At 47.6% G+C, this 13,957-nt stretch carries 5 protein-coding genes; 4 read left to right on the forward strand and 1 reads right to left on the reverse strand.

Features of this window, described 5'->3' with window-relative positions; genetic code table 11:
* Positions 1 to 21: 21 nt before the first annotated feature.
* Positions 22 to 963 carry a TIGR01212 family radical SAM protein gene (locus tag RXX31_RS14390; RefSeq protein ID WP_317590210.1) on the reverse strand — a complete coding sequence of 314 codons (942 nt, stop codon included), beginning with the start codon at positions 961 to 963 and terminating at the stop codon, positions 22 to 24.
* A gap of 556 nt (positions 964 to 1,519) precedes the next feature.
* Between RXX31_RS14390 and gltB (RXX31_RS14395) the strand changes: the two genes are divergently transcribed.
* The 4 genes from gltB (RXX31_RS14395) (at position 1,520) to RXX31_RS14410 (ending at position 13,881) form a co-directional block, all read left to right on the forward strand.
* A complete protein-coding gene (gene gltB, locus RXX31_RS14395; protein WP_317590211.1) occupies positions 1,520 to 6,058 on the forward strand; it encodes a glutamate synthase large subunit in 4,539 nt (1,512 codons plus the stop codon).
* Positions 6,058 to 7,527 (forward strand): glutamate synthase subunit beta, encoded by a 1,470-nt coding sequence (locus RXX31_RS14400; RefSeq protein ID WP_317590212.1) that lies wholly within the window; start codon positions 6,058 to 6,060, stop codon positions 7,525 to 7,527. The genes gltB (RXX31_RS14395) and RXX31_RS14400 overlap by 1 nt, the downstream gene beginning before the upstream one ends.
* A gap of 456 nt (positions 7,528 to 7,983) precedes the next feature.
* Positions 7,984 to 12,447 (forward strand): glutamate synthase large subunit, encoded by a 4,464-nt coding sequence (gene gltB, locus RXX31_RS14405; RefSeq protein ID WP_317590214.1) that lies wholly within the window; start codon positions 7,984 to 7,986, stop codon positions 12,445 to 12,447.
* A 21-nt stretch (positions 12,448 to 12,468) separates the two neighbouring features.
* The gene (locus tag RXX31_RS14410; RefSeq protein ID WP_317590215.1) at positions 12,469 to 13,881 is read left to right on the forward strand and encodes an FAD-dependent oxidoreductase; all 1,413 of its coding nucleotides are present in this window, start codon (positions 12,469 to 12,471) and stop codon (positions 13,879 to 13,881) included.
* Positions 13,882 to 13,957 lie beyond the last annotated feature (76 nt).

Consider the following 13,957-nt stretch of genomic DNA (forward strand, 5'->3'; position numbering starts at 1 on the left):
AATTAGATATGCGTACATTGTTTAATGTTTAAGTTGGGGTTTTGTATAGATAAATGGCTGACCGGTTAAACTCCCCTGAGCGCCCTCTATGTCCAATGCACGGCCAATTTCTGTCATCGCTAACCAACGGTTTTCACACCACAAAGGGGAAAGTAACGTCGGACGACGTGCAGCTGAAGAAACCCGATGATAAACAATCTCTGCCGGCGTCATGCGAATTAATTCACTGGCGATGGCGACATACTCATCTAGCTCTGGAGCTTCCAGCTTTCCAGCTCGCCACGCTTTCGCCATGATACTACCCTCAACAATATGCAAACCATGCAATTTGATGCCATCCGTTCCCACTTCGAGTACTTTGCTCATCGTGTTCACGTTATCTTGGCGGGATTCTTTGGGTAACCCTACGATCAGATGGGTACACACTTTTATGCCTAAAGCCCGAGCTCGGTTGGTTATCTCAGCATAACATTCGAAGTCATGACCGCGGTTAATGTGCTTTAGGGTTTTATTATTGGCGGTTTGTAAACCTAGTTCCAGCCAGATCTCATAACCTTGCTCAACGTAGTCAGACAAGAGTTCCAACACAGAATCTGGAACACAATCAGGTCGGGTACCAACACACAAACCAACAATATCTGCCGCTTTTAATGCTTCTTCATACATTCTCTTGAGCACTTGAACTTCAGCATAAGTACTCGTGTATGCTTGAAAATAGGCGAGATACTTTTTCGCACGTTGGATCTCTCCTGCCCGATCACTGAGTTGATCATGAATGCTTTTAACCTGTACTTCCTCGTCGGAAAAAGACGCAACATTACAAAATGTGCATCCTCCACGGCCTATCGTGCCATCTCGATTCGGGCAGCTAAATCCACCATGCAATGTTAATTTATGAACTTTTTCACCATAGCGGCGCTGAAGATCCTGGCCTAATGTGTTAACCAATTCATGTAACTGCATAAATTTCCACCAAACAAAAATCGCAATCAATCTCACTACGATCTGTGTAACTTAATTACATACCTGCAAGAAAAAGCAAAGAATAATAGTCAATTTAAACGAATCTCAGACTGGCCAAAATCAATAAACCTGCATAAAAACATATAAAAAACGACGATGTTACGTAATTGTTAAACAAAAAATGCATATTTAAACAAAAAAAATGGGTCACAACGTCGACTTTTTCGTTGCATTATGAAGTAACAAAATTGTAGGATACTTACGCATCCCCGTTGTTTTTGTCATTTTGATTACAACACGGACTGCGGGGTTTGTCGGTGTTATCCCACTCCTACCTATATAAGTCACCAAGAAGTGACAAATTAAAAAGAGATATCACCAAGGATTGTTTTTCTCGCAACACTTTTCCTGCGAGATACGGAAAGGAATCAAGACTGGTCAACTGCGACTGGTTGCGAATCATAAATATAAAGGACAAGACGCAAATTAAATTTACCTAGACAGGCTCAGTCTGTCTGGAGTTTTCGCGTCTACATTGAACTGGAAGGATGTATCTATGGTAGATAGAGAGCACAATTCACAGGGTCTGTACACTCCAGAGCTGGAGCATGACGCTTGTGGTATCGGTTTTGTTGCTCACCTTAAAAACCGTAAATCTCATGAAGTAGTAACGCAAGCATTGGATATGCTGGCTCGTATGGAACACCGTGGTGGTCAAGGTTGTGACCCATGCAGCGGTGACGGCGCCGGTATTTTGCTGCAGAAACCTCATGAGTTTCTATTAGAAGAAGCCGTTAAACTGGGCATTAAACTGCCTTCGTTCGAAAAATACGGTGTTGGTGTTGTTCTTTTCCCGAAAGACGAATACAAACGTGAACAGTGCCGTGACATTCTAGAGCGTAATGCCAAACGCCTGGACCTTGAAGTTATCGGTTACCGCGTACTTCCAGTAGATAATTCTATGCTTGGTGCTGACCCGCTTAGCACGGAGCCGCAATTCGAACATGTATTTATCTCTGGCGGCCCAGGTGTAACACCTGAGGAACTGGAACGTAAACTGTACGTTCTGCGTAACTATACAGTGCGCGTCTGCCTGGAAAGCGTATCGAATATCAAAGACGAGTTTTATATCAACTCTATGTCGTACAAGACGCTGGTATATAAAGGCCAGCTAACGACAGAACAGGTACCACAGTACTTCCTTGACCTGCAGAACCCAACAATGGTAACTGCACTGGCACTGGTACACTCTCGTTTCTCTACCAATACATTCCCAAGATGGCGCCTGGCTCAGCCTTTCCGCTATATCGCCCACAACGGTGAAATCAATACCGTTCGCGGTAATCTGAACTGGATGAAAGCCCGTGAAGCGATCATCGAATCAGATCTGTTCACTCAGGCTGAAATCGATATGCTTCTGCCTATCTGTCAGGAAGGCATGTCTGACTCAGCCAACTTTGATATGGCACTGGAACTGCTGGTTCTTTCTGGCCGTAGCCTGCCTCACGCGCTGATGATGATGATTCCTGAAGCATGGCAGGAAAATAAAAACATGGATCCTAAGCGTCGTGCTTTCTATCAGTACCACGCCAACGTTATGGAACCATGGGATGGCCCAGCATCAGTATGTTTTACTGATGGTGTTCAAGTAGGTGCAACACTTGACCGTAACGGTCTACGCCCTTCTCGCTACACAGTAACTAAAGATGACTTCCTGGTTATGGCGTCAGAATCTGGCGTAGTAGAAATCGCACCTGAAAATGTTGAATTCCGTGGTCGCCTGCAACCAGGTCGTATCTTTGTTGCGGACCTAGAGCAAGGTCGAATCATTTCTGACGAAGAAGTGAAAGACACCATTGCCACCTCTCAGCCATACGATAAATGGGTTGAAGAGAACCTTCTTAGCCTGAAAAAACTGCCAGATGCGAGCAACCAGTTTAGCCAGCCTAAACCGGAACATCTGCTGCATCGCCAACAAGCATTTGGCGTTAGCTCTGAAGAAGTGAACGAAATCATCGTTCCAATGGCAAAAGATGGTAAAGAACCATTATCTGCGATGGGTGCGGACTGGCCACTAGCCGTTCTGTCTCACCAGTCTCAGCATCTATCAAACTACTTCAAGCAGCTGTTTGCTCAGGTAACCAACCCACCGATCGACCCGATCCGTGAGCGCATGGTTATGTCGCTGAACACCTACTTGGGTAAAGACCAAAACCTACTGACAGAAACACCGCTTCATTGTCAGAAGGTAGAGCTGGAATCTCCAGTATTGGCTAACTCTGAGCTTGAGAAGCTGCGTGCTATCGATAACGAGCACTTACAAGCGAAGACGCTAGACATCGTATTCCAGGCAAGCGAAGACAAAGGCAAGCTTGAGCGCGCACTAAAACGTATCTGCCAATACGCAGAAGACGCAGTGATCGATGGCTACTCCATCATTCTACTGACAGACCGTGCAGTAAACTCTAACCACGCAGCTATCCCAGCAATGCTGGCGGTTGGCGCAGTACACCACCACCTGATCCGTAAAGGTCTGCGTGCTAAGTGTGACATCGTGGTAGAAACAGGTGACGCGCGTGAAACTCACCACTTCGCAACGCTACTTGGTTACGGTGCAAACGCGGTTAACCCTTACCTGGTAATCGAAAGCATCATCGAACTACAGCGTACGAAAAAGCTCGATCCTGAAGCAAACCCAAGCGATTTGTTCAACAACTACCGTAATGCAGTTAACGGTGGTTTGCTGAAAATCTTCTCGAAAATGGGTATCTCAACGCTACAGTCTTACCATGGCGCACAGATCTTCGAAGCACTTGGTATTCACAAGTCAGTTGTAGACAAATACTTTACCGGTACAGTTTCTCGTATTCAGGGTCTGACTCTGGACGACATCGCGAAAGAAGTCGTAGTTCGTCACCGTATCGGTTACCCACAACGCGATATCCCAATTCAAATGCTGGATGTTGGCGGAGTTTACCAATGGAAACAACGTGGTGAGAAGCACCTGTTCAACCCAGAAACGATTTCTCTGCTACAGCAATCGACTCGAAATAAAGACTACGATCAGTTCAAGCAGTACGCGAGTGCAGTCGATAAACAGGGTGATAACGCCGTTACACTGCGTAGCCAGTTAGAGTTCATTAAGAACCCAGCAGGTTCTATCTCTATCGACGAAGTTGAACCACTTGAAAGCATCGTAAAACGCTTTGCAACAGGTGCAATGTCATTTGGTTCGATCTCTCACGAAGCTCACTCAACACTGGCTGTTGCGATGAACCGCCTGGGCGCAAAATCCAACTCAGGTGAAGGTGGTGAAGACCCAATTCGCTTCGAACGTAAAGAAAACGGCGATTGGGAACGTTCAGCAATCAAACAGGTTGCATCAGGTCGTTTCGGGGTGACCTCTTACTACCTCAGCAACGCAGATGAGCTACAAATCAAGATGGCTCAAGGTGCAAAACCTGGTGAAGGTGGTCAGCTACCTGGCGATAAAGTGGATGACTGGATCGGTGCAACTCGTCACTCGACTCCTGGCGTGGGTTTGATTTCTCCACCGCCACACCACGATATCTACTCAATCGAAGATTTGGCTCAGCTGATCTACGACTTGAAGAACGCGAACCGTGCAGGCCGTGTCAACGTGAAACTGGTATCTGAAGCGGGCGTTGGTACCATCGCATCAGGTGTAGCGAAAGCAAAAGCAGACGTTGTACTGATCGCTGGTTTCGATGGCGGTACAGGTGCGTCGCCAATTTCTTCGATTCGTCACACAGGTCTTCCTTGGGAACTCGGTTTGGCAGAAACACACCAGACACTTCTGAAGAATGGTCTGCGTAACCGTATCGTTGTTCAGGCTGACGGTCAGATGAAAACACCTCGTGACCTTGCAATCGCAACGCTATTGGGTGCTGAAGAATGGGGCGTGGCAACCGCTGCATTGGTTGTTGAAGGCTGTATCATGATGCGTAAGTGTCATAAGAACACCTGTCCTGTTGGTATCGCAACTCAGAACAAGACGCTGCGTGAGCGCTTTGATGGCCGCGTAGAAGACGTTGTGACCTTCTTCCAGTACATGGCTCAAGGTCTGCGTGAAATCATGGCTGAACTTGGTTTCCGCACTATCGACGAGATGGTTGGCCAAGGCCAGAAACTGCGTGTTCGCCAAAACGTTTCACACTGGAAATACAAGAACCTGGATCTGTCTCCTGTCCTACACGTTGAGCAACCACGTGAAGCTGACGGTGTACACAACCAAACGGTACAGAACCACAACCTTGAATCAGTACTTGACCGTAAGCTGATCCAAGCAGCGATTCCTGCTCTGGAGAAAGGTGAAGCAGTTAACGCTGAATTCCCTATCGTCAACACTGACCGCTCTGCGGGTACTATGTTGTCGAATGAGATTTCGAAGGTTTACAAAGACCAGGGTCTACCACAGCCAATGAACGTGAAGTTCAACGGTTCTGCAGGTCAGTCATTCGGTGCATTCCTTGCGAAAGGCGTGAAGTTCGAAGTTGAAGGTGATGCGAACGACTACTGGGGTAAAGGCTTGTCTGGCGGTACGTTAGTACTGTACCCAGACGCAAACTCTAGCATTATTGCTGAAGACAACATCATCGTAGGTAACGTATGTTTCTATGGTGCAACTTCTGGTGAGTCTTTCATCCGCGGTATGGCTGGTGAGCGTTTCTGTGTTCGTAACTCTGGCGCGAAAGTTGTCGTAGAAGGCGTCGGTGACCACGGCTGTGAATACATGACTGGCGGCGCAGCGATTATTCTTGGCTCAACGGGTCGTAACTTTGCAGCGGGTATGAGTGGCGGTGTTGCGTACGTATGGGATAAATCAGGTGACTTCGAGTCAAAACTGAACCCAGAACTCGTAGACCTGGATCCTATCGAGCAAGAAGACAAAGATCTGTTACTCGACATGCTAACTAAGCATGTTCAATTCACAGGAAGTGAAGTAGCTCAGTCATTCCTAGACAACTTTGAAGCTAGCCTGACCTCAATGGTTAAGGTTATGCCGCGCGATTACAAAGCGGTCCTTCAAAAACGTAAGGCTGAGGCACAACAAACTGAAGCGGAGGCAGTGTAATGGGTAAGCCTACTGGATTTTTAGAGCATGGTCGTGAACTTCCACAGAAGATCGATCCCGCTGAACGTATCAAGAACAACAAAGAGTTCGTTCTGAACGAGGAGTTTGGTAGCAAGATCAATACTCAGGCTTCTCGCTGTATGGACTGTGGCGTGCCGTTTTGTCATAACGGCTGCCCGATTGGTAACATCATCCCAGAATTTAACGATGCGGTTTACCGCGATAGCTGGGAAGAAGCATGGAACATTCTGAGCTCGACGAACAACTTCCCTGAATTTACGGGTCGTGTATGTCCAGCACCGTGTGAAAGTTCTTGTGTACTTGGTATTAACCAAGACCCAATCACCATCTGTAATATTGAGAAAACCATCGTGGAAACGGCGTATCGTGAAGGATACGCCAAGCCAAAAACACCACGTTCTCGTACTGGTAAAACCGTTGCAATCATCGGTTCAGGCCCTGCGGGTCTGGCTGCGGCTGAACAGCTGAACAGCGCGGGTCACTCAGTGACGGTATTTGAACGCGATGAAAAAGTTGGCGGTCTGCTACGTTTTGGTATCCCTGACTTTAAGCTGAGCATGGAAGTGATCGATCGTAAGATCAATCTGATGGCTGAAGCGGGTGTTGAATTCAAAGTAAACCAACACGTTGGGGTTGACGTAAACGCACAGCAGTTACGTCAGGAGTACGATGTCGTCCTTCTGACTGGTGGTTCTACGGTTCCTCGTGACCTTCCGGTACCGGGACGTGAGCTAAACGGCGTTTACTTCGCAATGCAGTTCCTTGGACAGAACAACCGCCGCGCAAACAACATGGATCTAAAAACAGAAGAGATTCATGCTGCTGGTAAACATGTTGTCGTTATTGGTGGTGGTGATACAGGTTCTGACTGTGTTGGTACCTCAAACCGTCACGGTGCAGCGAGTGTGACTCAAGTTGAGATCATGCCAATTCCACCAGAAAAACGCCCTGCGAATATGCCGTGGCCACAATACCCAATGATCCTTCGTACTTCGACTTCTCACGAAGAAGGGGTAGATCGTCACTGGAACATCCTGACCAAGGAGTTCATTGGCAACGATAAAGGTGAAGTAACGGGTCTACGTATTGCTGACATCGTATGGGAAGATGCAAAACCAGGCGAACGCCCAAGCTTTAAAGAAGTTGAAGGCAGTGAGCGAGTGATTCCATGTGACATGGCATTCCTAGCGATGGGCTTCTTACATCCTGAACCAACAGGTGTGCTGGCTCAGCTAGACATCGCTCTTGATGATCGTGGCAATGTTGCAACTCAGGGCTTTGCGACTAACCAAGAAGGCATTTTCGCTGCAGGCGATATGCGTACAGGTCAATCACTGGTTGTTCGTTGTATTAACGAAGGTCGTGAGTGTGCTCGTTCTATCGATGAATACCTGATGGGCGGAACCCATCTGGAAGCTAAAGCAGACTCGCTGATGCTCTCTGCATAATAGTGGGGGAGATACACTCCCCCCACTCTTTCTGCGTTTTAAACAGCCAGCATTTATATTGTGGGCTGTTGTCCTAGAAAGAAAACAATTCCTTCCAATCTTTCTATTTTGACCAGCATTTTATGCTGGTCTTTTTTATTTCTCACAGACGTAAATATTACTTTATTGTAACAATCAAATTTATATCCAATTGAAATTATTGAACAATCCCAGCCAATTAAATGGTAATTACCAGATTTACGTGATCATCCACTAATAACTTGACCTTTTTTACAATAAGCTATAGCTTGTGAAGTTGATGAAAATAAAACAGACAAAACTTGTTAAATATTTCACAACTTTTATTGAATAAATATACATAAAATTATAAAAATGACGCATAGTTAGTCATCAGTATCAACATAAGCAGTGTTGATATATCTGTCGGGATGACAGATAAGCAAAGGGAGAATTGCAATGGCTCTTTATGATCCAAGTCTTGAGAAAGACAACTGTGGATTTGGCTTGATCGCTCATATGGAAGGCGAGCAAAGTCACAAGCTGGTTCGTACAGCAATTTCTGCACTTGACCGTATGACCCACCGTGGTGGTATTGCCGCCGATGGTAAAACAGGTGATGGTTGTGGTCTTCTACTTCAAAAGCCCGATTCCTATTTACGTCTAGTCGCTGAAGAGCATGGCTTTAACCTTGGCAAGCAATATGCCGTAGGGATGATATTCTTTAGCCAGGATCCTATCAAAGCTCAACAAGCACGAGAAATCGTGAATAAAGAACTCGCCCAAGAAACGCTAACCATAGCGGGCTGGCGAGAAGTACCAATAAACTCTGAAGTTCTGGGTCCAATAGCCCTGCACTCAGTACCAAATATCCATCAGGTCTTTATCTCCGCACCAGCAGGATGGCGTGAACGAGATATTGAACGCCGTCTATATATAGCTCGACGTCGTATTGAAAAGCAGATCACGGAAGATCCAGATTTTTATATCTGTAGCTTATCTACGCAAGTATTGGTGTATAAAGGGCTCTGCATGCCGGCAGACTTGCCACGTTTCTATCTGGATCTTGCCGATCTACGTATGGAATCGGCAATTTGTCTATTCCACCAGCGTTTTTCAACCAACACACAGCCACGCTGGCCCCTAGCGCAGCCGTTCCGCTATCTGGCACATAACGGTGAGATCAATACCATTGAAGGCAACCGCCAGTGGGCACGTGCTCGTGCTTACAAGTTCTCATCTCCGTTGTTACCTGATCTTCAAACCGCCGCGCCATTCGTTAACGAAACTGGCTCAGACTCTTCCAGCTTAGATAATATGCTGGATCTATTCCTGGCTGGTGGTATGGATATCTTCCGTGCAATGCGCATGCTTGTTCCGCCAGCATGGCAGAACCACCCGGACATGGATCAGGATCTGCGCGCTTTCTACGATTTCAACTCGAAACACATGGAACCATGGGACGGCCCAGCGGGAATTGTATTGTCTGATGGTCGTTACGCCGCATGTAACCTGGATCGAAACGGTCTGCGTCCGGCGCGTTATGTGATCACCAAAGACAAATTGATCACGCTTGCTTCTGAGATCGGTATTTGGAACTACGCACCAGATGAAGTGGCGGAAAAAGGCCGTGTTGGCCCCGGCGAGCTACTGGTTGTCGATACCCGAAAAGGTAAATTGTGGCAATCTAGCGAGATCGACAACGATCTGAAAAGTCGTCACCCATATCGTGAATGGATGGAAAACAACGTACGTAAACTGACACCGTTTGCAGAACTGTCTGAAGATCAGGTTGGCGAGCGCACTTTTGACGAAGACTTGCTCAAGACCTATCAGAAGCAATTCGCCATGAATAACGAAGAAGTCGACCAAGTACTGCGTGTTCTCGGCGAAATGGGACAAGAAGCAGTGGGCTCGATGGGTGATGATACCCCAATGGCCGTATTGTCTTCCAAAGAGCGCCTGGTTACCGACTACTTCCGTCAGAAATTTGCTCAGGTGACTAACCCGCCGATTGACCCATTACGTGAACAGCACGTGATGTCACTGGCAACCAGCATCGGTCAGGAGATGAACGTCTTCTGTGAAACCGACGGACACGCGCATCGTGTCACGTTCGACTCACCGGTTCTGCTTTATTCTGATATGCAGCAACTGCTTGGGCTGAGTGACGATCACTATCGCAATACCATTCTCGATATCAACTATGATCCGGAAGAGAGAAGCCTCGAGGAAGCGATTCACTTCCTGTGTGATCAAGCGGAACAAGTGGTTCGTGAAGGCACGGTTCTGGTTGTGCTGTCTGATCGCGCTTTGGTTAAAGGTAAGCTGCCAATCCCTGCGGCAATGGCGGTAGGGGCGGTACAAACTCGCCTTGCCAATGCCAACTTGCGCTGTGATGCCAACATTGTGGTCGAAACCGCAACAGCACGAGATCCACACCAATTTGCCGTTCTGCTTGGCTTTGGTGCCACAGCGGTTTATCCGTACTTAGCTTATGAAGCTCTCGGTAAGCTGGTCGATGATGGTGTACTAAACAAAGAATACCGCGACGTGATGCAAAACTACCAGTACGGCATCAACAAAGGCCTGTACAAAATCATGTCGAAAATGGGGATCTCAACCATCGCCTCATACCGCTGTTCTCAACTATTTGAAGCGGTAGGTTTAAGTCAGCAAGTCGTTGATCTCTGCTTTAAAGGTGTCGCGACACGAATTGCCGGAGCAAACTTTGAAGATTTCCAGCAAGATCTGACTAACCTTTCCCGTAAAGCTTGGACAAAACGTAAGTCGATCGAACAAGGTGGTTTGCTGAAATACGTTCACGACGGCGAATACCATGCCTACAACCCAGATGTGGTAGGTACGCTACAAACCGCGGTGAAATCAGGCGACATCAATGACTATCAAACCTATGCGAAGCAGGTAAACCAACGTCCGGTTGCTATGCTGCGTGATTTAATGACATTGAAGAAAGCCGAGTCTCCGTTGTCACTGGATAAAGTCGAGCCGAAAAACGATCTATTCAAACGTTTCGACTCTGCTGCGATGTCTATCGGTGCATTGAGCCCAGAAGCACACGAAGCACTGGCAACGGCAATGAACCGTCTCGGAGGTTATTCAAACTCTGGTGAAGGTGGTGAAGACCCTCGCCGTTTTGGTACCGAGCGTAACTCTCGCATTAAACAGATTGCCTCAGGTCGATTTGGGGTTACTCCGCACTACCTCACCAATGCGGATGTCCTACAAATCAAAGTCGCTCAAGGGGCGAAACCGGGTGAAGGTGGCCAGCTTCCGGGACATAAAGTCACGGCTGAAATTGCTAAGCTGCGTTATTCAGTGCAGGGCGTGACGCTGATCTCCCCTCCTCCACACCACGATATTTACTCGATTGAAGATTTGGCTCAGCTGATCTTCGACCTAAAGCAAGTCAACCCGAAAGCACTGGTTTCGGTGAAGCTTGTATCTGAACCAGGTGTTGGCACTATCGCTACGGGCGTGGCAAAAGCTTATGCTGACCTTATCACTATCTCTGGTTATGACGGTGGTACGGCCGCGAGCCCACTAACCTCGGTGAAATACGCTGGTAGCCCTTGGGAGCTAGGCCTAGCTGAGACTCAACAAGCTCTGGTTGCCAACGGTCTGCGTCATAAAATTCGCTTGCAGGTCGATGGTGGTCTGAAAACAGGTTTAGACGTCGTAAAAGCGGCGATCTTAGGGGCGGAAAGCTTTGGTTTTGGTACCGCGCCAATGGTCGCTATGGGTTGTAAGTTCTTGCGTATCTGTCACCTTAACAACTGTGCGACAGGTGTTGCGACTCAGGATGAAACCCTGCGTAAAGAGTACTTCAAAGGCTTGCCTGAAATGGTGATGAACTACTTCACAGGCCTTGCGGAAGAAGTACGCGGTCTGCTTGCAGAGCTTGGGGTCGAAAAGCTGACCGACTTGATTGGCCGTACCGACTTACTTGAAGCTGTAGAAGGTTTCACCGCAAAACAAACCAAACTAGATTTATCTAATATTCTGGAAGCACCGGTTTCTGCTGAGGGACACCCTCTATTTTGGACAGAGCCAAACACACCATTTGATAAAGCAGAACTCAACCAACAAATCGTTGACGATGCCATTGCTGCTGTAGAAGAGGGCCGTTCAGCCAGCTTCTACTACAATGTGATCAATACGGATCGCTCAGTAGGCGCTCGTCTATCTGGTGAAATCGCGCAGCGCTATGGTAACCAAGGATTGGCGGCATCACCGATTAAACTGCACCTCGATGGTACGGCAGGACAGTCATTTGGGGTTTGGAACGCCGGTGGTGTAGAACTTTACCTGACTGGTGATGCCAACGACTACGTCGGTAAAGGCATGGCGGGAGGCAAGATTGCTATCAAGCCACATTTGGGCACCGCCTTCAAATGTAACGAAGCGACCATCATAGGTAACACCTGTTTATATGGCGCGACGGGCGGCAAACTGTTTGCTGCAGGTAAAGCTGGCGAGCGTTTTGGTGTGCGTAACTCAGGCACCATCGCTGTGATTGAAGGCGCAGGTGATAACGCATGTGAATATATGACAGGCGGTATTGTTGCTGTTCTTGGTGAAACGGGCGTGAACTTTGGCGCGGGTATGACAGGTGGATTTGCCTATGTGCTGGATGAGAAACAAAGCTTCCAAGGTCGTGTGAACAACGAATCGGTTGAAGCTATTTCACTGTCTGATCTGTTCATCCACCAAGAACATCTTCGTGGTCTGATTGCAGAGCATTTAGAAGAAACGGGCTCTAGTCACGCAGAGCATATTTTAGCGAACTTTGATGAATGGATTCCGAAGTTCTACTTGGTGAAACCTCAAGCGGCAGATCTAAATACGCTGCTTGGTCACCAAAGTCGCAGCACTGCTGAACTGCGCGTTCAAGCCCAATAAATCATGGAGGATGTTTGAATCATGAGCCAGAACGTTTATCAATTTATCGATGTTCAACGCGTAGATCCGGCGAAAAAGCCAATTAAAATTCGTAAGATTGAGTTTGTTGAAATCTACGAACCGTTTACTAAGCAACAGGCATCGGCACAGGCTGACCGTTGTCTGGATTGTGGTAACCCATACTGTGAGTGGAAGTGTCCGGTGCACAACTATATTCCTCAATGGCTGAAGCTGGCTAATGAGGGGCGAATTCTGGAAGCCGCTGAGCTGTCTCACCAAACCAATAGCTTACCGGAAGTGTGTGGCCGCGTTTGCCCGCAGGACCGCTTATGTGAAGGGTCATGTACACTCAATGATGACTTTGGTGCCGTCACCATCGGTAACATCGAGAAGTACATTAACGATAAAGCCTTTGAGATGGGCTGGAAGCCGGATATGTCCAAGGTTGAATGGACAGACAAGAAAGTCGCCATTATCGGTGCTGGCCCTGCGGGTCTCGCTGCTGCCGACATCTTGGTTCGTAACGGAGTGAAACCTGTGGTGTTTGACCGCTACCCTGAAATTGGTGGCCTGCTGACCTTCGGTATCCCTTCATTCAAACTTGAAAAAGGGGTCATGGAAAATCGTCGCCGCGTTTTCACTGAGATGGGCGTCGAGTTCCGCATGAATGTCGAAGTCGGTAAAGATGTGCAGATGCAAGAACTTATCGATGAGTACGATGCTGTTTTCCTTGGTGTAGGTACATACAAAAACATGCGTGCCGGTTTGGAAAATGAAGAAGCACCAGGTGTATATGATGCCCTGCCATTTTTGATTTCCAACACCTATAAAGTGATGGGCCTGAAAGATAGTCAACCATATATCGATATGGCGGGTAAAAAAGTCGTGGTACTTGGTGGCGGTGACACCGCAATGGACTGTGTGCGTACTTCTATTCGTCAGGGTGCCTCCAACGTCATTTGTGCGTACCGTCGTGACGAGGCCAACATGCCGGGCTCACGTCGAGAAGTTAAAAATGCCAAAGAAGAAGGCGTGAAATTCATGTTCAACCTTCAACCTCTGGGGCTAGAAATCGATGCCTCTGGTAAGGTGACTGGCGTGAAAGTGGTGAAAACCGCACTAGGTGAGCCTGATGAAGCAGGCCGACGACGCCCAGAACCTGTTGAAGGAAGTGAGCATGTATTAGCTGCTGACGCGGTGATCATGGCATTTGGTTTCCAACCACATCAAATGGATTGGTTAACCCCTTTCAATGTTGACCTCGACCAGTGGGGCCGAATTAAAGCGCCTCTGAAACAAGAGTTTCAGTATCAAACCAGCAACGAGAAAATCTTTGCCGGGGGTGATGCGGTACGCGGCTCTGACCTCGTGGTTACGGCCATCGACGAAGGCCGAAAAGCAGCCGAAGGTATCCTCGACTACCTAGAAGTCTAATTTCAACCCGTCAAACTTCTCAAAAGGACCCTATTGTTGGGTCCTTTTTTCTTTTACTACATATAATTACCCAATA

It is taken from the genome of Vibrio sp. EA2 (genome assembly GCF_033042495.1).
In the GTDB taxonomy this organism is placed as follows: Bacteria; Pseudomonadota; Gammaproteobacteria; order Enterobacterales; family Vibrionaceae; genus Vibrio.

Excerpts from the sequence above, each read along its gene's own strand:
- RXX31_RS14390 (WP_317590210.1), bottom strand. The coding sequence starts at position 963 with ATGCAGTTACATGAATTGGTTAACACATTAGGCCAGGATCTTCAGCGC.
- gltB (WP_317590211.1), top strand. The coding sequence starts at position 1,520 with ATGGTAGATAGAGAGCACAATTCACAGGGTCTGTACACTCCAGAGCTG.
- RXX31_RS14400 (WP_317590212.1), top strand. The coding sequence starts at position 6,058 with ATGGGTAAGCCTACTGGATTTTTAGAGCATGGTCGTGAACTTCCACAG.
- gltB (WP_317590214.1), top strand. The coding sequence starts at position 7,984 with ATGGCTCTTTATGATCCAAGTCTTGAGAAAGACAACTGTGGATTTGGC.
- RXX31_RS14410 (WP_317590215.1), top strand. The coding sequence starts at position 12,469 with ATGAGCCAGAACGTTTATCAATTTATCGATGTTCAACGCGTAGATCCG.